This window comes from Candidatus Mycobacterium wuenschmannii (assembly GCF_030252325.1).
Lineage (GTDB): Bacteria > Actinomycetota > Actinomycetes > Mycobacteriales > Mycobacteriaceae > Mycobacterium > Mycobacterium wuenschmannii.
The window spans coordinates 3,053,435-3,077,094 of sequence record NZ_CP126981.1; the positions used below are offsets into that span (position 1 = coordinate 3,053,435).

The 23,660-nt window shown below is 66.9% G+C and carries 26 protein-coding genes; 15 read left to right on the plus strand and 11 right to left on the minus strand.

The annotated features are described in order from the left end of the window. Positions 1 to 5: 5 nt before the first annotated feature. The 3 genes from pstS to PT015_RS14510 form a co-directional block, all read right to left on the minus strand. The gene (gene pstS, locus PT015_RS14500) at positions 6 to 1,088 is read right to left on the minus strand and encodes a phosphate ABC transporter substrate-binding protein PstS (protein ID WP_390888023.1); all 1,083 of its coding nucleotides are present in this window, start codon (positions 1,086 to 1,088) and stop codon (positions 6 to 8) included. A 107-nt stretch (positions 1,089 to 1,195) separates the two neighbouring features. Next, a complete protein-coding gene (gene mshD, locus PT015_RS14505; RefSeq protein ID WP_285185348.1) occupies positions 1,196 to 2,071 on the minus strand; it encodes a mycothiol synthase in 876 nt (291 codons plus the stop codon). Further along, on the minus strand, positions 2,068 to 2,832 hold the full coding sequence (locus PT015_RS14510; protein WP_285185349.1) for a winged helix-turn-helix transcriptional regulator: 765 nt from the start codon (positions 2,830 to 2,832) through the stop codon (positions 2,068 to 2,070). The genes mshD and PT015_RS14510 overlap by 4 nt, the downstream gene beginning before the upstream one ends. Positions 2,833 to 2,991: 159 nt before the next feature. Here PT015_RS14510 and lmeA point away from each other — a divergent pair, with 159 nt between their 5' ends. The 10 genes from lmeA (at position 2,992) to PT015_RS14555 (ending at position 9,517) form a co-directional block, all read left to right on the plus strand. Then, positions 2,992 to 3,804 carry a mannan chain length control protein LmeA gene (gene lmeA, locus PT015_RS14515; protein WP_285185350.1) on the plus strand — a complete coding sequence of 271 codons (813 nt, stop codon included), beginning with the start codon at positions 2,992 to 2,994 and terminating at the stop codon, positions 3,802 to 3,804. Beyond that, the gene (locus PT015_RS14520; protein WP_285185351.1) at positions 3,801 to 4,220 is read left to right on the plus strand and encodes a thioredoxin family protein; all 420 of its coding nucleotides are present in this window, start codon (positions 3,801 to 3,803) and stop codon (positions 4,218 to 4,220) included. The genes lmeA and PT015_RS14520 overlap by 4 nt, the downstream gene beginning before the upstream one ends. A 47-nt stretch (positions 4,221 to 4,267) precedes the next feature. Then, complete coding sequence (locus tag PT015_RS24720; RefSeq protein WP_390888024.1) at positions 4,268 to 4,333, plus strand: putative leader peptide; 66 nt, start codon at positions 4,268 to 4,270, stop codon at positions 4,331 to 4,333. Positions 4,334 to 4,425: 92 nt separating this feature from the next. Further along, positions 4,426 to 4,887 (plus strand): DUF4395 domain-containing protein, encoded by a 462-nt coding sequence (locus PT015_RS14525; RefSeq protein ID WP_285185352.1) that lies wholly within the window; start codon positions 4,426 to 4,428, stop codon positions 4,885 to 4,887. 20 nt (positions 4,888 to 4,907) lie between these two features. Next, on the plus strand, positions 4,908 to 5,741 hold the full coding sequence (locus PT015_RS14530) for a sulfurtransferase (RefSeq protein WP_285185353.1): 834 nt from the start codon (positions 4,908 to 4,910) through the stop codon (positions 5,739 to 5,741). Positions 5,742 to 5,743: 2 nt separating this feature from the next. Next, on the plus strand, positions 5,744 to 6,046 hold the full coding sequence (locus PT015_RS14535; protein ID WP_163776639.1) for a DUF1416 domain-containing protein: 303 nt from the start codon (positions 5,744 to 5,746) through the stop codon (positions 6,044 to 6,046). 122 nt (positions 6,047 to 6,168) lie between these two features. After that, positions 6,169 to 6,849, plus strand: a complete 681-nt coding sequence (locus tag PT015_RS14540; RefSeq protein WP_285185354.1) for an FABP family protein — start codon at positions 6,169 to 6,171, stop codon at positions 6,847 to 6,849. A 393-nt stretch (positions 6,850 to 7,242) separates the two neighbouring features. Beyond that, positions 7,243 to 7,857 (plus strand): hypothetical protein, encoded by a 615-nt coding sequence (locus PT015_RS14545; RefSeq protein WP_285185355.1) that lies wholly within the window; start codon positions 7,243 to 7,245, stop codon positions 7,855 to 7,857. An 89-nt stretch (positions 7,858 to 7,946) separates the two neighbouring features. Next, on the plus strand, positions 7,947 to 8,843 hold the full coding sequence (locus PT015_RS14550) for a hypothetical protein (protein ID WP_285185356.1): 897 nt from the start codon (positions 7,947 to 7,949) through the stop codon (positions 8,841 to 8,843). 17 nt (positions 8,844 to 8,860) lie between these two features. Beyond that, positions 8,861 to 9,517: a hypothetical protein gene (locus PT015_RS14555; RefSeq protein WP_285185357.1), complete on the plus strand. Its 657-nt coding sequence runs from the start codon at positions 8,861 to 8,863 to the stop codon at positions 9,515 to 9,517. 554 nt (positions 9,518 to 10,071) lie between these two features. On the opposite strand, the gene PT015_RS14560 is transcribed toward PT015_RS14555, so the two are convergent. Beyond that, complete coding sequence (locus PT015_RS14560) at positions 10,072 to 10,944, minus strand: aminodeoxychorismate lyase (protein ID WP_285185358.1); 873 nt, start codon at positions 10,942 to 10,944, stop codon at positions 10,072 to 10,074. Between the two features lie 39 nt (positions 10,945 to 10,983). Here PT015_RS14560 and ygfZ point away from each other — a divergent pair, with 39 nt between their 5' ends. Both ygfZ and PT015_RS14570 read left to right on the plus strand, forming a co-directional pair. Then, on the plus strand, positions 10,984 to 12,066 hold the full coding sequence (ygfZ, locus tag PT015_RS14565) for a CAF17-like 4Fe-4S cluster assembly/insertion protein YgfZ (RefSeq protein WP_285185359.1): 1,083 nt from the start codon (positions 10,984 to 10,986) through the stop codon (positions 12,064 to 12,066). A gap of 135 nt (positions 12,067 to 12,201) precedes the next feature. After that, positions 12,202 to 12,369, plus strand: a complete 168-nt coding sequence (locus tag PT015_RS14570) for a DUF3073 domain-containing protein (RefSeq protein ID WP_285185360.1) — start codon at positions 12,202 to 12,204, stop codon at positions 12,367 to 12,369. Positions 12,370 to 12,399: 30 nt separating this feature from the next. Here PT015_RS14570 and purM read toward each other — a convergent pair whose 3' ends face one another. The 6 genes from purM to PT015_RS14600 form a co-directional block, all read right to left on the minus strand. Further along, the gene (gene purM, locus PT015_RS14575; protein ID WP_285185361.1) at positions 12,400 to 13,491 is read right to left on the minus strand and encodes a phosphoribosylformylglycinamidine cyclo-ligase; all 1,092 of its coding nucleotides are present in this window, start codon (positions 13,489 to 13,491) and stop codon (positions 12,400 to 12,402) included. 54 nt (positions 13,492 to 13,545) lie between these two features. Next, on the minus strand, positions 13,546 to 15,105 hold the full coding sequence (gene purF, locus PT015_RS14580; RefSeq protein ID WP_390887819.1) for an amidophosphoribosyltransferase: 1,560 nt from the start codon (positions 15,103 to 15,105) through the stop codon (positions 13,546 to 13,548). 164 nt (positions 15,106 to 15,269) lie between these two features. Then, positions 15,270 to 15,674, minus strand: coding sequence for a sterol carrier family protein (locus PT015_RS14585; protein WP_285185362.1), 405 nt, complete (start codon positions 15,672 to 15,674; stop codon positions 15,270 to 15,272). Between the two features lie 4 nt (positions 15,675 to 15,678). After that, positions 15,679 to 17,376 carry an alpha/beta hydrolase gene (locus PT015_RS14590; protein WP_285185363.1) on the minus strand — a complete coding sequence of 566 codons (1,698 nt, stop codon included), beginning with the start codon at positions 17,374 to 17,376 and terminating at the stop codon, positions 15,679 to 15,681. Further along, complete coding sequence (gene purL, locus PT015_RS14595; protein WP_285185364.1) at positions 17,373 to 19,667, minus strand: phosphoribosylformylglycinamidine synthase subunit PurL; 2,295 nt, start codon at positions 19,665 to 19,667, stop codon at positions 17,373 to 17,375. The genes PT015_RS14590 and purL overlap by 4 nt, the downstream gene beginning before the upstream one ends. Positions 19,668 to 19,692: 25 nt before the next feature. Next, positions 19,693 to 20,043: a VOC family protein gene (locus PT015_RS14600; RefSeq protein WP_285185365.1), complete on the minus strand. Its 351-nt coding sequence runs from the start codon at positions 20,041 to 20,043 to the stop codon at positions 19,693 to 19,695. Between the two features lie 104 nt (positions 20,044 to 20,147). Here PT015_RS14600 and PT015_RS14605 point away from each other — a divergent pair, with 104 nt between their 5' ends. After that, positions 20,148 to 20,543, plus strand: coding sequence for a nuclear transport factor 2 family protein (locus tag PT015_RS14605; protein WP_285185366.1), 396 nt, complete (start codon positions 20,148 to 20,150; stop codon positions 20,541 to 20,543). On the opposite strand, the gene PT015_RS14610 is transcribed toward PT015_RS14605, so the two are convergent. Beyond that, positions 20,540 to 21,796: a M18 family aminopeptidase gene (locus PT015_RS14610; RefSeq protein ID WP_285185368.1), complete on the minus strand. Its 1,257-nt coding sequence runs from the start codon at positions 21,794 to 21,796 to the stop codon at positions 20,540 to 20,542. The genes PT015_RS14605 and PT015_RS14610 overlap by 4 nt on opposite strands. A 50-nt stretch (positions 21,797 to 21,846) precedes the next feature. On the opposite strand from PT015_RS14610, the gene PT015_RS14615 reads away from it, so the two are divergent. Beyond that, positions 21,847 to 22,866, plus strand: a complete 1,020-nt coding sequence (locus PT015_RS14615) for a Dyp-type peroxidase (RefSeq protein ID WP_285185369.1) — start codon at positions 21,847 to 21,849, stop codon at positions 22,864 to 22,866. Continuing rightward, positions 22,863 to 23,660, plus strand: a complete 798-nt coding sequence (locus tag PT015_RS14620) for a family 1 encapsulin nanocompartment shell protein (RefSeq protein ID WP_285185370.1) — start codon at positions 22,863 to 22,865, stop codon at positions 23,658 to 23,660. Before PT015_RS14615 ends, PT015_RS14620 begins: the two co-directional genes overlap by 4 nt.

The following is a 23,660-nucleotide window of genomic DNA, read 5'->3' on the forward strand; positions in this document are numbered from 1 at the left end:
TCGGCTCACCGGATCGCGTTGATCGCCGTGAGCAGCCGTTTCTTGAATTTCTCCGGCAGCGGGATGTAGCCGGCGGTCGACAGGCCGTCTTGAGCATTGTCGGCGGCCACGGTCAGCAGCGATTTGATCGCGGCGGTGGTGGCCGGGTCGTAGCCCTTGGAGCAGACGATTTCGTAGGTGGCCAGCACCAGCGGGTACGCGCCGGATTCGCGGGTCCGGTAGATCGATTTCAGGTTGAGCTGCAAGTCGTCGCCGGTTCCGACGAAAGTGGCTCCGTCGATGGCCTTGCGGGCCGCATCGTCGGTGAGCTTGACCGGTCCGCTGCCGTCGTTGATCTGCACGTAGGGCACGCCGCTCTGGTCGGCGAAACCCTTTTCGACGTAGCCGATCGCGCCGACAGCGGAATGCACGGCCTGGATGACGCCGGCCGACTTCTGCGCGCCTTCGCCCACCCCGCCCTGGAACTCGCTACCGGCGCCGCGGTTCCAGCTGCCCGCGGCGGCCGCGGCCAGATACTTCTGAAAGTTGTCGGTGGTGCCCGAGGAGTCCGACCGGTAGATCGGCGAGATCCGGGTGTTCGGCAGCGAGGTGCCCGGGTTGAGTTTCGCGATAACGGGGTCGTCCCAGTTGGTGATCCAGCCGCTGAAGATCTTGGCCAGCACGTCGGCATTGACGACGAGGTTCTGGACGCCGTCGAGGTGATAGACGATCGCGATGGGCCCGAAGACCATCGGCAGGTGCCAGGGTGGGTTGCCGTTGCAGCGCGCGGCGGCCTCGTCGAGCTGGTCGCTGCTCAGTGGTGAGTCCGAGCCGGCGAAGTCGACGTGCCGCGCGATGAACTGCTCGCGGCCGGCACCCGAGCCGGTCGGGTTGTAGGCCAGCTGCTTACCGGGACACAGCTGCGACCAGTCCATGTTGAACAGGGCGATCGCGTTCTGCTGCGCGGTCGATCCCTCGGCGGTCAGATCCGGTTTGCCGTCGCAGTTCACCGGGCCCGTCGGAGCCTTCATGCCGTGCAGGTTGCTGTCGCTGCCGCAGCCGGTCGACACCGCACCGGCGATCACGGCCGCCGCCAGGGCCGCGCGCAACGCATGCACCGTCACCGGTCTCCTCGACAATGTTGAGCGTGCCATCCACTCTGCGGATGGCGGACGCCGCGAAAGTATGCGTTGGGCGTGAACTCAAGGTGAACAGGTCAGCTGCGCGCGTACGCGGTGTCCACGCTGTACTGGGTGAAACCCAGGCGCCGATAGGTCTTCAGCGCTGCCGTGTTGTCAGACTCGACGTACAGCAGCACCGTCGGGTCGGCGCCGCTGTTCAACCGTCGCGCCAGGTGCGCGATTCCGACGGCGGTCAGCACCCCGCCCAGTCCGCTGCCCTGCGCGGCCGGGTCGACGCCGACAACGTAGACCTCACCGAGGCCGTCGGCCTCGGAATGCACTTTCGTCCAATGGAAGCCGAGCAGCGCGCCGGTCTGTTCGCTGAATGCCAGGAACAGTCCCGCCGGGTCGAACCAGGAGTCGGCGCGTCGCTCGTCGAGATCGGCGGCGGTCCAGCCACCCTGCTCGGGATGCGTCGCAAACGCGGAGTTGTTGACCCGCAACAATTCCGCGTCATCGGCCGGGGCTTCGTACGTGCGAATGTGGACGCCGTCGGGCACCGCCGGTTCGGCGATGTGGTTGAGGTCGCGGCGCATCTGGACGAGCTCACGAACCGTGGACAGGTCCAACGCCGACGCGGTCGCGCGTGCTGCCGCCAGCGTGCCGTGTGCCCAAAACTGGCTTCCACCATCGGTTTTCGAGAGCGCCGCGTGGATGAGTGCCGTGCCGATGCCGTTGCGGCGGGCGTCGGGGTGCACCACGAGTTCCGCTATTGCCGACAGGTTGAGGTAGCCGACCACGTTGCCATGCTCGACGGCCAGCAGGTGCCCGGTGCGGTCGTGGGGCAGTTCGCGCAGTACCTGCTCGCCGACGGGTGCAACCCCATCGAATTCTGTTGCTGCCGTGATCAGTTCACGAATGTGCTGCTGTTCTTCGACAGTCAGCGCCGTCCGCCATCGCGGCGCCGTCACTGGCTGTGCAGCGGATCGGCGAGCGGCTCCGCCTGGCTGTCCGCATCGGGTTCGTCGTCGTCGGACGCGGCCTCGGGGTTCGGCGGACGGCCCCTGGTCGGGCGCACCGCCTTGTAGCCGACGTTGCGGACGGTGCCGATCAGCGCCTCGTACTCCGGGCCGAGCTTGGCGCGTAGCCGTCGCACGTGCACGTCGACCGTGCGGGTGCCACCGAAGAAGTCGTATCCCCAGACCTCATGCAGCAGCTGGGCCCGGGTGAACACCCGGCCGGCGTGCTGGGCCAGATACTTCAGCAGCTCGAATTCCTTGTAAGTGAGGTCGAGCGGGCGGCCCCGCAGGCGCGCGGTGTAGGTGCCCTCGTCGATGACGAGTTCGCCGAGGCTGATCTTGCCGACGCCCTCCTGGTCCTCCAGGTTGCCGCGCCGGCCGATCAACAGTCGCAGCCGCGCGTCGATCTCCGCGGGCCCCGTCCCGGGCAGCAGTATTTCGTCCAACCCCCAGTCGGCGTTGACCGCCACCAGCCCGCCCTCGTTCACCACAACCACCACCGGAATCGACCGACCCGTGGAGCCCAGCAGGCGGCACAGGCCACGGGCCGCGGGCAGGTCCTGCCGCGCGTCGACGATCAAGATGTCGGCGCTGCCGGCCTCCAGCAGCGACGAGACATCAGGGGGCGCGGTGCGCAGGGTGTGGGCGAGCAGCGACAAGGACGGCAGAACCACATCCGGATTCGGCTCAGGGGTTAGCAGCAGCAGGTCCAAGCAAGCCCCTCCAGCTTTCGTGGGAAAGGCGTCTCCCAATATTCATTGGCGAGATACGAAGTTTAACGGCCAGGTCATTAAACGATAGCTTGCAACCAGGTCTTTCGCGCGCCGACAGGGGTGACCGAGCACACTTGAACCGCGGCGATGCGCCACAATATGCGGATGCGTAAGGCCCTGACCGGTGCGGCGGCAGTACTGCTGTCCATCGTGGTCGTGCTGCTCGCGGCCGTCGGCGCCGACTTCGGGACCAGCATCTATGCCGAGTATCGGCTGGCTCGTGTGGTGCGCGAGAAGGCGCACCTGGGCTTCGACCCGTTCGTCGCGATCATCGCCTTCCCGCTCATCCCCCAGGCGCTGCGGCACCGCTACGACGACGTGGAGATCAAGGCCACCGCCGTCGATCGACCGGCGGTCGGGAAGGCCACCCTCGAGGCCACCATGCATGCGGTCGACCTGACCGAGTCGTCGTGGCTGATCAGGCCGGATGCCAGGCTGCCCGTCGGCAAGCTGGAGAGCCGCATCATCATTGGCTCCCGGTACGTCGGCCAATTCCTCGGCGTGCGCGACCTGATCGTCGAGGCGCCGACCAAGGACACCAACAACGCGACCGGCGGCACCACCGAGTCAGGCATCTCCGGCAGCCACGACCTGGTTTTCACCGGCACCCCGCGGGCGGCCCACTTCTACAAGCGGGTCAGCGTCGCCGTCGATCTGTCGATGGCCGGCGACGACCAGACCACGCTGGTGTTCACCCCTACCCGCGTGCTCACCGGACCGGGCACCGCCGACGAGCCAGTGCCCGACGACAAGCGCGACGAGGTGCTGAATGCCTTCGCGGGACGATTACCCGACCAGAAACTGCCGTTCGGGCTGATGCCGACGACCGAGGGGGCCCGCGGTTCGGACGTCATCATCGAGGGCATCACCTCGGGATTAACGATCACCCTCGACGGGTTCAACCGAGCATGATTGCTTCCATCGCCGCCGTCGTCGCGGCGCTGGCGGTTGCAGGGCTGATCGGCTGGCTGATGACCCGTCGCTCCGGCGACGTGCAGGCGACGGATCCGGCGGCCTCGGACGCCGTCGACACTTCCGATCTCGGCCTGTCCACGGACGGACCGACCGTCGTGCACTTCAGCGCATCGTGGTGCGGACCGTGTACCCAGGTGCGACGCGTGGTCGATCAGGTATGCGACGGCCTCGACCGGGTCGCGCACGTCGAGATCGACATGGACGCGAATCCGGCCGCAGCGCGCCGTCTTTCGGTGTTGTCGCTGCCGACCACGTTCATCTTCGATGCCGACGGCCGGCAGCGCTATCGCACCTCCGGGGTACCGAAAGCCGATGACCTGCGATCGGCCCTGACACCGCTATTGGCCCGATGACGTCGACATTAGGTAAGCTCCGTGACGTGTCCGCCCGCGTAGAGCTCATGCTCACCACTCGCCGCGCAGTCGATCTGTGCCGCATCGCGGGCTGCTGTTGTTGTAGCTGCTGAGTAGCCGCGCCTTTCGCGCCGCGCTCGGAGCAACCAAACCCCGTGGCGCGCCGCCACGAATCTCGTGCACAAGGCAAATCAGGAGCAGCAACATGTCGGACACCAAGGCCCCCGATCAGGTGGACGTCCGTGGCCCGCGCTTCGCGGCCTGGATCACCACCGCGGTCCTGGTCGTCGCGCTGCTGGTGTCCGGTGTCAACCCGCAGGCCGCCGCGGTCATCCTCGCCGCGCAGAGCGTCGTCTTCGCGATCGGCGCCGCCGCCGGACCGCGCCGTCACCCCTACGGCTTGGTGTTCGCCAAGCTCGTCGCGCCGCGATTGAGCCCGGTCAGCGAGCGCGAGCCCGTCGCCCCCCTGAAGTTCGCTCAGCTGGTCGGCCTGCTCTTTGCGGCCCCGGCGTCGATCGGATTTGCTACGGGCGCTTTACTGTTCGGCGTCGTGCTCACCGGGGCGGCGCTGGTCGCCGCCTTCCTCAACGCGGCCTTCGGCATCTGCCTGGGCTGCCAGCTTTACCCGCTCGTGGCGCGCCTGAAGCCGGCCCACAGCACTTCCTAGCGATCGAAAGGATCTCCCCTATGGCACGCTCCGACGTCCTGGTCTCCGCAGACTGGGCCCAGAGCAATCTCGATGCCGATCACGTGGTGTTCGTCGAGGTTGACGAAGACACCAGCGCCTACGACGACGGCCACATCGCCGGCGCGGTGAAGCTGGATTGGCGTACCGATCTGCAAGACCCGATCCGCCGCGACTTCGTCGACGCCCAGCAGTTCTCCAAGCTGCTCAGCGATCGAGGCATTGCCAACGGCGACACCGTCGTCCTCTACGGCGGCAACAACAACTGGTTCGCCGCGTACGCCTACTGGTACTTCAAGCTGTACGGCCACGAGGACGTCAAGCTGCTCGACGGTGGCCGCAAGAAGTGGCAGCTGGACGGCCGCGCGTTCTCCACCGACGCGGTGGAGCGTCCCGCCACCAGTTACACCGCCAAGCCCGCCGACAACTCGATCCGTGCCTTCCGCGACGAGGTGATCGCCGCCATCGGCGCCAAGAACCTGGTCGACGTCCGCTCGCCGGATGAGTTCTCCGGCAAGATCCTGGCCCCGGCCCATCTGCCGCAGGAGCAGAGCCAGCGGCCCGGACACATCACCAGCGCGATCAACGTGCCCTGGAGCAGGGCCGCGAACGACGACGGCACCTTCAAGTCCGACGACGAGTTGGCCAAGATCTACGCCGACGCCGGTCTGGACGGTTCGAAGGAAACGATTGCTTACTGTCGGATCGGGGAACGTTCGTCGCACACCTGGTTCGTCCTGCAGGAACTCCTCGGACACCAGAACGTCAAGAACTACGACGGCAGTTGGACTGAATACGGCTCCCTGGTTGGGGCCCCGATCGAGTTGGGAAGCTGATTATGTGCTCTGCGCCGAAGCAAGGACAGACCCTGCCGGCCAGCGTCGACCTGGAGAAGGAAACCGTCATCACCGGACGCGTGGTGGATGGCTCGGGTCAGACCGTGGGCGGTTCATTCGTGCGGCTGCTGGACTCCTCGGGCGAGTTCACCGCCGAGGTGGTCGCGTCGGCGACCGGTGACTTCCGGTTCTTCGCGGCCCCCGGTTCGTGGACGCTGCGTGCGCTGTCCGCCGCCGGCAACGGCGACGCGATCGTCGAGCCCAAGGGCGCCGGCATCCACGAGGTCGACGTCAAGATCGCCTGAGCGCGTTGTCGAACTAGACTCGTCGACGTGGTTCTGTTCTTCGAGATCTTGCTCATCGCGGCCGTGGTGTTCATTTCCTGGTTCGCGCTGTACACGCTGTATCGGCTGATCACCGACGAGTCGTGACGGGCAGCGAGGGTTCCGACGACGCCGACGACGCGGTGGGTCGCATCCCCGGGTCGGGCGACCGTGCGGTGGCCGCCGCGGCGGAGCGCGCCAAGGCCACTGCGAGCCGCAACATCCCGGTCTTCGACGACCTGCCGGGCCCCGCGGACACCGCCAACCTGCGCGAAGGCGCCAACCTCAACGACGCCCTGCTGGCACTGCTGCCGCTGGTCGGGGTGTGGCGCGGGGAAGGTGAAGGCCGCGGCGCCGACGGCGACTACCGGTTCGGCCAGCAGATCATCGTGTCGCACGACGGCAGCGACTACCTGAATTGGGACTCCCGGTCCTGGCGGATCGGCGAGACCGGTGAGTACGAAGCGCCCGATCTGCGCGAGACCGGGTACTGGCGCTTCGTCGACGAACCCGACGACCCGTCCGAGTCGCAGGCCATCGAACTACTGCTGGCGCACTCCGCCGGCTATGTCGAACTGTTCTACGGACGCCCACTCAATCAGTCATCGTGGGAGCTGGCCACCGACGCGCTGGCCCGCAGCCGATCCGGTGTGCTGGTCGGCGGGGCCAAGCGGCTGTACGGGATCGTCGAGGGCGGCGATTTGGCCTACGTCGAGGAGCGGGTGGACGCCGACGGCGGACTCATTCCGCATCTGTCGGCGCGGCTGTCGAGATTCGTGGGCTGACAAGGTAATTCGGGCTGTCCAGAAATGGGGCAGCCCCCGAGCCGTAGTTCCTGGTTGGACAGACCGGAGGCTCGGGGGCCGGGTGACTGCGGGGAATTCGCCAGCGCACGCAGGTGACTCTTCCCCTGGTGCTGCTAGCGGGCAGCCACCTCACAAGTCCAATAAGCTATCAATTTCTCGGACCACCTCCTCTCCTGTGTACTGGCGAAGTTACCACTGACCCTGAAGGGGCTGCTAGGGATATATTTCAGGCCATTTCAAGTAGGGCGGCGGTACGTGCCCGTACGCCCCGAAACACCCCCGGCGGCCGGGGTGACGCCGAGGTGAGCGGGTTTGCTGATAGCTGAACGTCGGCTGCGGCACATGTCGGCGCACGCTGGGATACTCGAAGGTATGGAACCTCCCACACCCGCCGAGAACGTCTACCTGCCCGCTGGCGGGGATCCCGCTGTGATCGTGCGGTGGATCGGGCAGAACGTCAGCGACGGCGACTACACCCGGCGCGTGCTTTTCGTCCCGAGCACGAACCACTTCGACGCTCGTGACGACGCGGTGAAGGTGTACGGCGGCAACGGCAACATCGGCACGAACAAGAGTCCCGGCGTTACACGCGGCGGCCCGGTGTTCGCCTTCGCGCCCGATATTCAGTTGCTCGGCTACGCGCTGCAGGCCGCTGATGGGGTTCTACTCGCCGTCGCGGCTCATGCCGACGAAGAAATTGCGGGGTGGGTCGCGGCGACGAAGGCACTCAACGTGTTGACCGGCGAACGCCACCCCGGCGTGCCTGACGACAATCACGAAGCCCTTGTTGACCTCGAGGACGCCGGATACAACGGTTACCACTCGCCAGGGGCCTTCCTGCTCGCGAAGTGCGGAGAGCCGGTCACCATCTTGCGCGAAGCTGGGTACTCCTACCGATTTGTCGCCGGATACCTGCTGGCGCTCGGTTCGCCCCCGCGCCGCCTTGGCGAAGACCTTAAGAAGATCTACCAACGGTCCTATAACTGACCAAACCCCATACGCCCCATAGGTATCAGGGGCGGATAGCGCGGCGCGGCACGCCCGAAGGTGTCGGTGCCCGCTGGGACGATTGCCGCGTGAACGATGAGGACGCCGACCCCGGCACTAAAGCCGATGAAACGGCAACCGAAGTGACCGAGACCTTTCAGACCCCATTCGGCACCGAGTACGCCAAACGCAAGGCCGAATTGCAGGCGATGCCTGGGTTCCGACTGCACGATGACATCGACTCTCTGAGGCGCGCTGGGCACGTTATGTCCAAGAACGCCGAGGAGCTGAATAGGCACGCCGCGAAGTTCCTGCAACGGCGAAAGATGGCTCGCGACACCACCGACGAATACGCAGACGAACTGGTTCGGTACCTGCACAACTACCTCACGTCAGTTACGTCGCTGATCGACTCGCAGCGGGTTGTGATGCGGCACTGCTGGGGTAACCGTTCGGATTTCGAGACGGGCGCGTACCGAGAACACGTCAAGACGTCATTCAGTACCGGTGAAGCCGAGTTCATGAAGGATCTCCGGAGCTACTGCACGCATCGCTCAATTCCCTTGCCAGGCATCAGCACTAATTTCTCCTGGGTTCAAGGTGGACCGACGATCATGGAGAACAAGCTGACACTGGACCGCGACAAGCTGCTTGATTGGGACAGTTGGACTGCGCCCGCGAAAGGGTATCTGCGAGCCCAAGACGAAAGGTTCGACCTTCTACCGATTCTCTACAGCTACGTCACTACCGCAGCGGAGTTCTACGACTGGTTCGTGAACGAGATCAGGGAGCGTAACGCCGACGACATTGCTCAGTACAGCAAGGCCGTAGATGACTACAACAAGTGGTACAGGGAAGAAATGGGGATGAACACCGAGAACTATCGCAAGCTGTTTGGTCCCCCGCCCGGAGAAGGAAATAGGTCACAGCGGCGTAGCCAGCGGAAGCAGCCAAAGCGGACAACCAAACGCAAACGGCGCAAATAACTTTGGGGAACTGAACAATGATCTTCAACTTCGGCAGCCAAGCGGTATCGGTTTGGACATACTTAGGTCCGATGCTCCTATTTGGTGCATCAATCGTGGCGACAGGTGTCACGTTCTTCGGCATCCTGAAGAGCAACAAGACGACCCGTGACGCCACTGCCGCTGCTGACAAGCGAGCGGCTGACGACCGTATTGAGTTATGCGATAGAGACTTTCACACTTGGCGACGCGATTCGCTGTTGCAAATCGGCTCCAGGGCAATCGAAGTCGCGCTTAATGTGCAAGACGACCTAAACCGAATTGCAATCATGCCACTGACCAGAGATGTACCAGACATTATCGAGCAGTCGGGCAGAAAGATCGGTGTCTGCGGATTGCAGTTGCGCCTTTTAGGCGCACATAAAGCGGGCGACCGTTGTCGCGATCTCCGAACGTTCATCGGTAGTCGCGACATGTTGAACGGAATGCTTGAGTTCAACCAGCACTACCGGCGATCCCTTGAACCCAGCAGCGCACACGATGCGGAACTCACGGACGCCGTGCGAATGATGCGTGCGCGGTTCGAACGGGACATAGACCAACTGAACAGCCTTCGAGGGGCGTTCGGCGAGACGATAGAACACGAGCTACTCAGGCTGAGCGTTCCAGAACAGGCACCCGCGAAACCTGCTTAACCCCCAGAAATGCAAGCGCTGCAACGGGTGTCGGTGGAGGACCGCAGGTGTGGCTTGGTGAGTTGGCTGTACCTACGGCCCCACCACCGACGGGTGACGCCAGTCACTAAAAGTCACCCCGCTTGACCCGGCACCAGCGAGGACAGCCAGCGCCGGGAAACTTCATCTGCGCACCTGTCGTGCTGCACACCGTTGCGTGCGGTAGTCGGGTGCAACGCCCGCTGACTTGCCACTGTAGGCACCGCCGTCGTCAGGTTCGACGTGCTCTAGCCCGCGAGGGGTCAACCCTGCACCGTGACTGTATTCGGACGGCCTGCCGCAGCTTCGCGGTTCGTCGTAGTGGAACGGCCAGTCATCAAGCGTTGTGTGCGCCATCGTGCGCCTACAGGTTGATCGCTGAGACGGTGTAGCTACCCGACGCCTTGACCTGAACGACCGCCACAGCGCGGCGATGACGGGTTACCTACGCCAAGGCCGCGCTGAAAGAAGCTCTCTACCACGGGGATTTAGCCCAATTGCCTTCGATCAGGCGCAAACCACGCCGACAACCGATTTCAGCGATCGCTGACGATGGCGGCGTCGACCAACTCGGCGAATTCAGCTGACAGCGGAGTGCGCGGCAATTGTTTGCCATCGAGGGTGTGCACCCGGGCGGCCAGAGTCATGCTCGACACCAGCCAGATGCCTTGTGCGGCATGTAAATCGGCGACCCGCAGGGCCCGGTAGTCGCAGTCGTAGCCCTTGGCCCGCGCGACGCCGAACAACGCCTGCTGGGTGGTGCCACGCAGAATCGGATACCAGGGGGGCGGGGTCAACAGGCACACATTGCCGTCGTCGCCGGTGGCGGCGATGACGACCGTGGACCGCGGCCCTTCCAGGATGTAGCCGTCGGAGCTGACGAAGACGACGTCGCCGGCGCCGTGGCGGTCGGCGTGCCGCAGCGCCGCCATGTTGATCGCGTACGACAGCGTCTTGGCGCCGGCCACCAGCCACGGCATGTGCTCGACCCCGGCCGACGGCAGTTCGCGGGGCAGCGTGATCGCGGCAAGTCCGTCGGAGCGGACGGCACTAATCCGCTCGGCGACCGGATTCACCATCACGTAGGCGGTGGGCCCCGAGCCGCTTTCCCGCCCGCGGCTGTAGACCAACCGCATCGCGGCCTCGTCGGTGGTGCCGCCGGTCCACTGCCGCGTTGCGATGTCGATGGCGCGCCGCCACGCCGGCAGGTCCGGCTCCGGTAGGTCGAGCAGTTTCGCCGAGTGGCCGAGCCGGCCCAGATGGGCCTCGATCAGGCAGGCCCGGCCGTCGCGGACCAGCAGCGTCTCGAAGACGCCGTCGCCGCGGACCGCCGCGAGGTCGTCGGCGAACAGCAGCGGAGCGTCCGGCGGATGTACCTTGCCGTCGAGGGTGACGATGACGCCGGTCATGGAGGAAGAGCCTATCGCCGGGTTCCGTAGAGTTGGTGTGTGTCCGCAGTTCCCGCACCCGAAACGGGCCCCGACGCCGGCGCCATCTGGCACTACGGCGATCCGCTCGGCGAGCAGCGCGCCGGCGAGACCGGTGCCGCCCTGGTCGATCGGTCGCACCGCGGCGTGCTCACGCTGTCCGGCGCCGACCGGCAGACCTGGCTGCACACCATCTCGACCCAGCACGTCAGCGACCTGCCCGACGGCGCGACCACTCAGAACCTGAGCCTCGACGGGCAGGGCCGCGTCGAGGATCACTGGGTCCAGACCGAACTCGACGGCGTCACCTATCTCGACACCGAGCCGTGGCGGGCCGAACCGCTGCTCGCGTTTCTCACCAAGATGGTGTTCTGGTCGAAGGTGACTCCGGCCGCGGCGGATCTGGCGGTGCTCTCGCTGCTCGGACCGCGACTCGGCGACGCGGCCGTGCTCGACGCACTCGGGGTGGACGCGCTGCCTGACACGTCATTCGCGACACCGCTGAGCGGCGGTGGGTTCGTGCGCCGGATGCCGGAGGCGAACCCGGGCCAGATCGAACTCGACGTCCTGGTCGACCGCGCCCATCTCGCGGATGTGCGACAGCGGATGATCGACGCGGGGGTACGCCCGGCGGGAGTGTGGGCCTACGAGGCTCACCGCGTCGCGGCCGTCCGCCCGAGGCTCGGCGTCGACACTGACGAGCGCACCATCCCGCACGAAGTCGGCTGGATCGGTGGCGCGGTCCACCTCGACAAGGGCTGCTATCGCGGTCAGGAGACCGTGGCCCGGGTCCACAACCTGGGCAAACCACCCCGGATGCTGGCGTTGCTGCACCTGGACGGGTCGGTCGATCGGCCCGCGACCGGCGACCCGGTGCTGGCCGGGGGGCGCGCGGTCGGTCGGCTGGGAACCGTCGTCGAGCATGTCGATCTGGGCCCGGTCGCGCTGGCGCTGCTCAAGCGCGGCATCCCCGCCGACACCGCCCTGAGCACCGGCGGCGATGCCGGTGTTGCCGCGACCATCGACGCCGAATCGCTACCGACGGCCGGTGGGCCGGGTGCCGGTCGGATGGCCGTGGACCGGCTGCGCGGAACGGTCCGATGACGTTCTTCAGCGGGTGCGGGGCGCAACAGCACGCGGCCACCGGGCACGCTAAACTGTCGACAGGACAATAAACACAAAACGATCGGAGCCGCCTACTCGTTGGGCCGCTCCGTTATTGCGCGAGGGGGTCCCCCCATGGGCCGTGGCCGGGCGAAGGCGAAGCAGACCAAGGTCGCACGAGACCTTAAATACAGCTCTCCGCAGACCGATTTCAATCGGCTTCAGCAGGAGTTGTCCGGTTCCGACTCCGACGATGGCGACCAGTCGGAGGGCGACGACCCCTGGAGCGATCAGCACCGCTGACGCGCCACCTGGTTCGTCCGATCGGCGAGCCTAAAACCTCGGGTGCTGCCCGACGAGCTTGGCTCGCGGACCGCCTTTTCCACCCTTAGTGATCGTGCCCAGGACCCAGCAGTTCAGGTGCCGGGCGGTCAGGATCGCCAGCGCACGGTCGGTGTCTTCCGGCGCTACGACGGCGATCATGCCGACGCCCATATTGAATGTCTTCTCCATCTCGGCGCGTGACACGCGACCCCGCTGAGCGATCATCGCGAACACCGGCGCCGGCGTCCAGGTACCGCGATCCACTTCTGCCATGAGGCCATTCGGGATCACCCGCTCCAGGTTGCCCGCCAACCCGCCACCGGTGACGTGGCAGAAAGTGCGGACCTGAGTCTCGGCCGCCAACGCCAGGCAGTCCTTGGCGTAGATGATGGTCGGCTCCAGCATCTCCTCGCCGAGGGTGCGGCCGAACTCCTCCACGTAGCCTTCCAGGTTGCCGCGGTCGATCTCGAGCAGCACCTTGCGGGCCAGCGAGTAGCCGTTGGAATGCAGACCCGACGACCCCATCGCGATCAGCACATCGCCGGGCCGGACCCGCTCGGGTCCCAGGACGGCCTCGGCCTCGACGACGCCGACGCCGGTGGCCGAGATGTCGTAGTGGTCGGGCTCGATCAGGCCGGGGTGCTCCGCGGTCTCGCCGCCGAGCAACGCGCAACCCGCCCGCAGGCAGCCTTCGGCGATGCCGCCGACGATCGCGTTGAGGCGTTCGGGAACGATGCGGCCGAGCGCGATGTAGTCGAGCAGGAAGAGGGGCTCGGCCCCGCAGACCACCAGGTCGTCCACGACCATCGCCACCAGGTCCAGGCCGACGGTGTCGTGCTTGTCCATCGCCTGGGCGACGGCCAGCTTGGTGCCGACGCCGTCGGTGGACGCGGCGAGCAGCGGCTCACGGTAATCACCGCGTAGCGCGAAAAGTCCGGCGAAGCCGCCGAGCTTGCCGATCACCTCCGGCCGGGTCGCCTTGGAGGCCAGCGGCTTGAACAATTCGACGGCGCGGTCACCGGCCTCGATATCGACTCCGGCCGATGCATAGGTGGCGCCCGGCTCTGATTTCGAAGCCGGGTCTTTTCCGCGGGCGGTCATCGCGCTAAAGGCTACCGGGCGAGGCCCGGCGCTGGTATCTCCCACTCACTTGAGCTACGGATGCCGTAGCACCGCGGCCTGCTCGGCCTCTGGCGACAACTCGTGGCTGATGTCCGGCTGGCCGGCGCCGCGCGCGGCGTTGGCGAGCATCTGCTCGATCACGTTCTTGCCAAGCGCTGTCTCGCTTGGCAATTCGATCGGGTACTTGCCGTCGAAGCAGGCCGAGCAGAGCCGCGAGGTGGGCTGCTCGGTCGCGGCGACCAGGCCCCGCAGCGAGATGTAGCCCAGCGTGTCGGCGTTGATGGCGTGCCGGACCGCCTCGAGCATCTCGTCTTCGTCCTCGACGGCGTTGGCGATCAGCTCGGCCGGTGACGGGAAGTCGATGCCGTAGAAGCACGGCCACTTCACCGGCGGCGACGCGATCCGCACGTGCACCTCGACGGCTCCGGCCTCGCGCAACATCCGGACCAGCGCCCGCTGGGTATTGCCGCGCACGATGGAGTCGTCGACGACGATCAGCCGCTTGCCGCGGATGACTTCCTTGAGCGGGTTCAACTTCAGCCGGATTCCGAGCTGGCGGATGGTCTGCGACGGCTGGATGAAGGTGCGCCCGACGTAGGCGTTCTTCATCAGGCCCTGGCCATAGGGAATGCCGGACTCCTGCGCGTACCCCACGGCGGCGGGGGTGCCGGATTCCGGCACGCCGATCACCAGGTCGGCGTCGATCGGGTGCTCGCGAGCCAGGCGACGGCCGATCTCGAGGCGGGCGCCGTGCACCGAACGGCCGGAGATGGTGCTGTCCGGGCGGGCCAGGTAGACGTATTCGAAGATGCAGCCCTTGGGCTCGGGGTTGGCGAACCGGGTCGAGCGCACGCCGTCGGCGTCGATCGCCAGCAGTTCGCCGGGCTCGATCTCGCGGACGAACGAGGCGCCGACGATGTCGAGGGCCGCGGTCTCGGAGGCGACCACCCACCCGCGGTCCAGCCGACCCAGGCAGAGCGGGCGCACGCCGTACGGGTCGCGGGCGGCGTAGAGGGTGTTCTCGTCCATGAAGGTCAGGCAGAACGCACCGCGCACGGTGGGCAGCAATTCCAGCGCGGCCTGCTCGAGGCTGGAGTCGGCGGCGCCGTGGGCCAGCAGCGCGCCCAGCATGTCGGAGTCGGTGGTGGCCGCGCCCGGAACCCGGGAGTTCAGCAGGCCGGCGTCGCGGCAACGGGCGACCAGCTCGGCGCTGTTGACCAGATTGCCGTTGTGCCCCAACGCAACTCCGGTTCCTGCCGCGGTGTTACGGAAGACCGGTTGCGCGTTTTCCCAGGTCGGCGAGCCGCTGGTGGAGTACCGGCAGTGCCCGACGGCGACATGGCCTTCCATGGCTGCCAGCGTCTGCTCATCGAAGACCTGACTGACCAGGCCGAGATCCTTGAACACCAGCACCTGCGAGCCGTCCGCGACCGCGATACCGGCGGCTTCCTGACCGCGGTGCTGCAGAGCGTAGAGGCCGTAGTAGGTCATCTTGGCGACTTCTTCGCCGGGGGCCCAGACCCCGAATACACCACATTCTTCGCCGGGCGGGTTCTCTAAGCCTTCAGAGATGTCGGCTGTCTGAACGGTCACAGTGCGGCGGCTCCCCGGGGAACGGATGGTGACTCGGTGAAGTCTACGGAAACGTTCGGCGTGGCCAAGAATTCGCCGGGCGTGTTGCGGCGTGTTGCCGCCATTTTTCCCAGCTCAACAGCCCCATGCGCGTGCAGATGTCGCATACGCCACACCGGCCACGCTCATATGTGATCGGAATCGCTCAGCCGCACCACCGGCAGCCAGGTTTCGACCTCCCCCGCGCGCGATCCCGAGAGGCGCAGCGCCCCGGTGCTCGCCGCGTCGGACAGCCGCAGCAGACCGGTGGCGAGCAGCAGCCAGGTCCGGGGATCGGTCTCGACGACGTTGGGCGGGGTGCCGCGGGTATGTCGCGGCCCCGTAATGCATTGCACCGCAACGAACGGCGGGATCCGGACCTCGACGCTGGCGCCCGGGGCTTCGGCGGCCAGGGTGCGCGCGGTGAGCCGGACCGCGGCCCCGAGGTCGACTCGCCCCGGTGCCGGAAGGGTGTCGTCGCGCAGCCAGCCTTCGACGGCGTGGACGGCGGCGCGGGTCTGGGCCGGATCGGCCTGCTGACGGGGCGGCATGGCGCTACAGCTTCAGCGCGGCGCGGACGCGCTCGGTGTCGGCCGCGGTCCAGCCGTCCGGCGGGGCGACGGCGGCCCAGCCGTCCAGGATGTCGTTGCTGTAGTTGTGGCCGTGCCCGCCGGGAACCCCTTCGGCGTTCGTCAGGTCGGCGCTGACCTGCCAGAACGTGACGACCGGGCTCCACTGCATGGCCGGGCTGCGGTCGCTGCCGCGCGGTTCGGTGAGCCAGTCAGGCCTGCCGAACAACAGGTCGGGCGACCACCAGACGACCGGGTCGGACGGATGCTGCAGGAACAGCACCCGCGTGCCATCCCACGGCGGACCGTTGACCCGGGCGACGTCGGCCGGGTCGTTGGCTTCGGAGAACCGCACGGTCCGCCCGTTGTCGTAGCGCGGCTGCACCTCGGTGCTGCCGGGGTCGCGGCGGGCGATCAGCGCGTGCCAGAGCGTGCTCTCGTGCGGCGGGCCGACCCAGAGCACCGCATCGAAGCCCATCCGCCGGATGTCGGGCAGCCAGTCGAACGCGGCCTGGCCGGCCATCGAGCCCAGGCTCTCGCCGTAGAGCATCAGCTTCGGCCGGTGGTCGGCCGGCAGTTGCGCCCACCGCTGGTGGACGCCGTTGATCAGCATTCGCCCGGAGTCCCTCGACTTCTGCTTGTCCGCCAGGAACGAAATCCAGCTGGGCAGATAGGAATACTGCAGGCCGACGATCGCGGTGTCGCCGTTGTACATCGTCTCGATCGAACTCGCCGCCACCGGATCGATCCAGCCGGTGCCGGTGGTCGGGGCGATCACCAGCACCTTGCGGGTAAACGCGCCGGTTCGCTCGAGTTCGTGAACGAGGACGTCGAGGCGGCCCGGGTCGTCGGGGGCGGTGTGCAGCCCGGCGTACACCCGGATCGGTTCCTTGGCGGGTGAGCCGTTGATCGTGGTCAGTTCCGCGGCATGCGGCCCGGTGCCGACGAACTCGCGTCCCTGGAACCCCAGCGTGTCCCACGCCGCCAATGACGTTGGGCTGCCGGACTTTTCCGATAGCCGCGGCTGCGAAACGCCGGCCGGGGTTGCACTGTCCTGCGGTTGGAAGACGGCGTTGGCGCCGGCGAAGAACCCGCGCACCAACACGCCGTCGAACAGCATCGCGAGCAGCACCACCACGACCGCCGTGCCGATGAACAGCGCCACCTCGTCGTGCAGGTGCCAGCGCCGAATCAAGATGCGCGCCAACGATTTCACGACGTCGATCAGCACCCGGAACACCGACACCAACAGCGCGGCGACAACAACCGCGACGGCGAGCGTGCGCAGGTAGCCCGGGTTGGTCGGGCCTTCGATGCCCATCACCGCCGCCAGTTGCCGCTGCCAGGCCGCGGCCGGGATCAGCATCAGCACGCAGGCCGTCGGTGCGAGCACCACGACCGCTGCCTTCAGCCACCACAGCAGCCGCGGCGACGGTGGCCACCAGCGAGCCCCGCGCAGCACAACGCGGTACACGGCGTAGGCGATCAACACCCCGAGGCCGTAGCCGAATGCGGCGTTCACCCCGCCAATCAGCCCCTCGAACAACCAGTCTCGTGGCACCAGCGACGGTGTCATGGAAAGACAGAAGAACAACGCCCCGAATGCCACCCCGACGAACTTCAGCCGGAGCAGGCTCCACGCCCACGCCAACAACGGGTGGCGTCCGCCGGGTTCGTCGCTCATCGCAGTAGAGCGGCCAGCACCCCTTCGGACGTGCTGCGCAACTCGGCCAATGACACGGTGAACAAGCCTTGCACCTCAACGGAATCCGAGCCCTGGTCGACGACGCCGACCCGGGCGGCGGGCAGGCCGCGCGCCTCACACATCGCCGTGAAGCGGCTCTCCTCGGTGCGCGGGACCGCCACCAGCACGCGGCCGGAGGATTCGGAGAACAGCGTGACGAAGGGGTCGGCGCCCTCGGGAAGCACGATGCAACAACCGGTTTCACCGGCCATCGCCGATTCGACGACCGCCTGGGCCAGCCCACCCTCGGACAGGTCGTGGGCCGCGGACACCAGACCGTCGCGGGAGGCCGCGCTCAACACGTCGGCCAGCAGTCGCTCGCGGGCCAGGTCGACCGCGGGTGGCCGCCCCCCGAGGTGGTCGGCGGTGACCTGCGCCCAGATCGACCCGTCGAACTCGTCGCGGGTGTCTCCGAGCAGGATGAGCGTCTCGCCGGGTTCGGTGCCCATCGCTGTCGGGATGCGACGGGTGACGTCGTCGATCACGCCGAGAACACCGACGACGGGGGTCGGCATGATCGCCGTCGTCCCGGTCTGGTTGTAGAAGCTGACATTACCGCCGGTGATCGGAATACCCAGTGCCGCACAGCCATCCGCCAGGCCGCGGACCGCCTGCGAGAACTGCCACATGACACCCGGGTCTTCCGGCGAGCCGAAGTTCAGACAGTTGGTCACCGCGACCGGCGTGGCACCGGTGACCGCGACGTTGCGGTAGGCCTCGGCCAACGCCAACTGCGCGCCGACGTAGGGGTCGAGCAGCGTGTAGCGGCCGGACGCGTCGGTCGACAGCGCGATACCGCGGCCGGTCGCCTCGTCGATGCGCAACACCCCGCCGTCGGCATGCTCGGCGAGCACCGTGTTGCCGCGCACGTAGCGGTCGTACTGCTCGGTGATGAACGCGCGACTGCACAGATGCGGACTGCCCAGCAGCGCAAGCAAAGTCGCGCGCATTTCCGCACCGGAGACGGGCCGCTTCAGGCCGGCCGACGTGTCGGCGATCAGCGCGTCCTGCGAGTCGGGGCGGGCGACCGGACGCTCGTAGACCGGGCCCTCGTGGGCAACGGTGCGGGGCGGCACGTCGACCACCGTCTCGCCGTGCCAGGTGATCTGCAGGCGATCGCCGTCGGTGACTTCGCCGATGGTGGTGGCCAGCACCTCCCACTTGCGGCAGACCGCCATGAACGCATCCACGTTCTCCGGCGCGACCACCGCGCACATCCGCTCCTGCGACTCGCTGGAGAGGATCTCGGCGGGCGTCATGTCCTTGGCCCGCAGCGGCACGGTCTCCAGTTCGATGGCCATGCCGCCGTCGCCCGCGGAGGCGAGTTCGGATGTGGCACAGGACAACCCGGCTCCACCAAGGTCCTGGATGCCGATCACCAACCCAGCCGAATACAGCTCGAGGCAGCACTCGATGAGCACCTTCTCGGTGAACGGGTCACCGACCTGCACCGAGGGCAACTTTTTTCGGCCGGAACCCGATTCGTCGCCGCCGAAGGTCTCCGACGCCAGCACCGACACACCGCCGATGCCGTCGAGCCCGGTCCGCGCGCCGAACAGGATGATCTTGTTGCCCGCCCCCGAGGCGAACGCAAGGTGCAGGTCTTCCTTGCGCAGCACGCCGACGCAGAGCGCGTTGACCAACGGGTTGCCGGCGTAGCAAGCGTCGAAAACGGTCTCGCCGCCGATGTTCGGCAGGCCGAGCGAGTTGCCGTAGCCACCGATGCCGCGCACCACGCCGTCGAGCACGCGGCGGGTGTCAGGCGCGTCGGCAGCCCCGAAGCGCAGCTGGTCCATCACCGCGACCGGGCGGGCGCCCATCGCCATGATGTCGCGGACGATGCCTCCTACGCCGGTCGCCGCGCCCTGGTACGGCTCGACGTAGGACGGGTGGTTGTGCGACTCGACTTTGAAGGTGACGGCCCAGCCGTCGCCGATGTCGACGACGCCGGCGTTCTCGCCGATGCCGGCCAGCATGCCGGCCCGCATCTCGTCGGTGGTGGTCTCGCCGAAGTACCGCAGGTGCACCTTGGACGACTTGTAGGAGCAGTGCTCGCTCCACATCACCGAGTACATCGCCAACTCGGCATCGGTGGGCCGACGGCCCAGGATGTCGCGGATGCGCTGGTATTCGTCGTCCTCGAGACCGAGCTCGCGGAATGGTTGCGGCTGGTCAGGGGTGGCCGCGGCCCGCTCGACGGTGTCGGTCGCGTGAGTGAGCCCAGACGTCACGGACACAGTCTAGGTGGCGCGACGGCTAGCCCGCGCCCGCGATGCAGAAGGCGTTGCCGGCCGGGTCGTTCAGCACCACCCAGCGGAAGTTGTCGCCGATGCTGTGCCGGTCCACCTCCGTCGCGCCGGCGGACTTCAACCGGTCCACTTCGGCGTCGACGTCGGCGGCACCGAAGTCGAGGTGCACCCGATTCTTGCCCGGTGTCGGGTCGTCGACCTTCTGAAAGCCCAGCTTCGGCCCGTCCGGCCGGGCGACCGCGATGAACTCACCCGGTATCAGTTCCTGCGTCGTGCCGTCGAACTGCTCGGCCCACCACTGCGCGAGGCGCGCGGGATCCGCGCAGTCGAAGGTGATCATCTCCACGTTGAGTGCCATACCGCTGACTCTAAGCGTGCCGTCGATGACCGCGGAGGTAATTGTGCAGCCTCATCGCGACGGAACAGACTTTCCTCCGAACCATTCACAACCTGGAGGGAATCATGACCGACACTCAAACCGCCGCTCCCACAGCACGATTCAGCGCCGAGGTGTTCGCGGCGTTCTGGGCCGCGCCCAGCATGTCGCACGGGATGGAGATCCTGGCCGAGGACATCGTCGGCTACTGGCCCGGCGACATCGAGCCGGTGCGGGGATACGCCGCGTACACGCAGAAGATCGCCGACATCCTGGCCGTCGCGCCGGATCTGAAGCTCCAACTCGTCGACAGCGCAACCGCTCCCGGCCCGGCCGACGGTGAGGAACTGTTCTTCCTGCACTACGTCGGGCACGCTACCGGGCCGAACGGGCCTATCGAGATCAGAGGCCTGGACCGGGTCCGGACCCGCGACGGCGTCGTCGTGGAGAACGTGATCCGCTACGAGCCGGTCTTCGTCTAGCCCGGCGACAGGAACGCGCGCAGCGCTGCCGCATAAGCCGGAACGTCGTTGGCGCCCATCAACTCTCGCGCTGAGTGCATCGCGAGTTGGGGGGCGCCGACGTCGACCGTTGCAATCCCGGTCCGCGCCGCGGTCATCGGGCCGATCGTCGAACCACACGGCAGATCGGCACGGTGCTCGTAGCGCTGCAGCGGTACCCCGGCTTGGCGGCAGGCCAGCGCGAACGCCGCGGCGGTCCGGCCGTTGGTGGCGTAGCGCAGATTGGGGTGCACCTTGAGCACCGGCCCGCCGTTGATCGCGATGAGGTGGCCCGGCTCGTGCCGCTCGGGGTAGTTCGGATGCGTGGCATGAGCCATATCTGCCGACGCGACCATTGACCCGGACGCCCGCCGCAGGAAGTCCTCGCGACCACCGCCGGCGGCCAGCACGATCCGCTCCAGCGTGGTCAGCAGCAGTTCGGAGTCGGCGCCGTGGTCCGACGTCGAACCGACCTCTTCATGGTCGAACAGGGCGAGTACCGGCAGGTATTCGGTCGACTCCGCGTCGAGGAGGGCCTCGAGCCCGGCATAGCAGGAGGCCTGGTTGTCCAGCCGCGGGGCGCTGACGAAGTCATTCTCGGCGCCGGTCACCCGCGAGGGCGTCAGGTCGTGGGTCATCAGGTCGGCACCGAGCACATCGCCCGGGTCGACACCGGCCCGCTCGGAGACGTAGCCGAGAAATGACCGGGTCCCGAATCCCGCCGCCCACACGGCGTTGACGTGGCGCTGCGGGTCCAGGGTGAGCGCCTTGCGGTCCTCGGCCAGGTGGATCGCCAGTTGCGGCACTCGCAGGATCGGGTCGTCGATGCGGACCAGACGGTCGATGATGCCGCCGCGGTCGCGGACCGACAGGCGGCCGCTGATGCCGAGGTCGCGGTCGAGCCAGGAGTTCAGCCAGGCGCCGCCGTAGGGCTGCAGCGCCACCACCTGCCAGCCCGCGACCTCGCGATCCGGATGCTGTTTGACCCGCAGGTTCGGGCTGTCGGTGTGACCGCCGATCACGCGGAACGGCCTGCCCCCGGCGACCGTGCTGTCCCAAGCCACCAACGACCCGGCCCGCACGGTGAAGAATTGGCCCGACGCCGGCCACTCATCGCCCTCGGCGAGTTCGGCGAACCCCGCCGCACGCAACCGGGCCGCGACGGTGTCGCAGACGTGAAACGGCGACGGGGACGCGTCGATGAATGCGCAGAGCCCTTGTGCGGTGGCCGCCATGGGACCCATCTTTTCATCACGGGGTCAGTCGAGCCGATAGGGTCGACGACGTGCCCACCCCGCAGCCGCAGCAGGTCGTTGCGCCGCTGACGCCCGCCGCGATCTTCCTGGTGGTCACCGTCGACGAGGGCGGCGAAGAGGTCGTGCACGACGCGCTGTCGGGTATATCGGGTTTGGTGCGGTCCACCGGCTTCCGTGATCCCGCCAAGAATCTTTCGGTGGTCGCCTCGATCGGCTCGCACGCCTGGGACCGGCTGTTCGATGGACCGCGCCCGGCCGAGCTGCATCCGTTCGTCGAGTTGGACGGGCCCCGGCACAAGGCTCCGGCGACACCCGGCGACCTGTTGTTCCATGTCCGGGCCGAGACGTTGGACGTGTGCTTCGAGCTGGCCAACAACATTCTTCGGTCGATGGCGGGTGCGGTGACCGTGGTCGACGAGGTGCACGGGTTCCGCTTCTTCGACAACCGCGATCTGCTGGGCTTCGTCGACGGCACCGAGAACCCCCAGGACGCGCCGGCGGTGGCGGCCACCCAAATCGGTTCTGAAAACCCCGAATTCGCCGGCGGGAGCTACGTGCACGTACAGAAGTATCTGCACGACATGGCGGCTTGGGATTCGCTCACGGTCAACCAGCAGGAGCGGGTGATCGGCCGGACCAAGTTGGAGGACATCGAGTTCGGCGACGACGAGAAGCCGGCCGACGCACACATTGCGCTCAACGTCGTTACCGACGACGACGGCACCCAGCTCCAAATCCTGCGGCACAACATGCCTTTCGGCGAACTAGGCAAGAGTGAGTTCGGGACGTATTTCATCGGCTACTCCCGCACGCCACGAGTGACCGAACGGATGCTGCACAACATGTTTCTCGGCGACCCACCCGGCAACACCGACCGGATCCTCGACTTCTCCACCGCCGTCACCGGCGGTTTGTTCTTCTCCCCCACCGTCGACTTCCTCGACGACCCGCCGCCGCTGCCGATCTCCGCGGCGCCGACGCCGGCGGTACTCAAGACATCAGCGGATGGCTCGTTGGCGATCGGCAGTTTGAAAGGAATCCTGCAATGAACAACCTGTATCGCGATCTCGCCCCGATCGCCGAAGAAGCCTGGGACGAAATCGAAGTCGAGGCCAGGCGCACCTTCAAGCGTCACATCGCGGGCCGTCGGGTCGTCGACGTGAGCGATCCGGCCGGACCGGCGGCCGCCGCGGTCAGCACCGGGCGGCTGCTCGATGTCACGCCACCCTCCGATGGCGTGATCACCCACCTGCGGGCGAGTAAACCGCTTGTGCGACTTCGCGTTCCGTTTTCGCTGTCGCGCTCGGAGATCGACGACGTAGAACGTGGATCGCGGGACTCCGACTGGGACCCGGTGAAGGACGCCGCCAAGAAGCTTGCCTTCGCCGAGGACCGGGCGATCTTCGAGGGCTACCCGGCGGCGTCGATCGAGGGCATTCGCACCGGAAGCAGCAACCCGCCCTTGAAGCTCCCCGAGGATCCGCGCGCCATTCCGGACATCATCACCCAGGCGCTGTCCGAACTCCGACTGGCCGGCGTCGACGGGCCCTATTCGGTGCTGCTGTCCGCGGACGTCTACACCAAGGTGAGCGAGACGACCGAGCACGGGTATCCGATTCTCGAGCACATCAACCGCCTCGTGAACGGTGACATCATCTGGGCGCCCGCTATCGACGGTGCGTTCGTATTGACCACGCGCGGTGGAGATTTCGATCTGCAGCTCGGAACGGACGTGTCGATCGGCTATCTCTCACACAATGCCGACACCGTGGACCTGTACCTACAGGAGACCCTGACTTTCCTGAACTACACCGCCGAGGCCTCGGTCGCGCTGAGCGAGTAA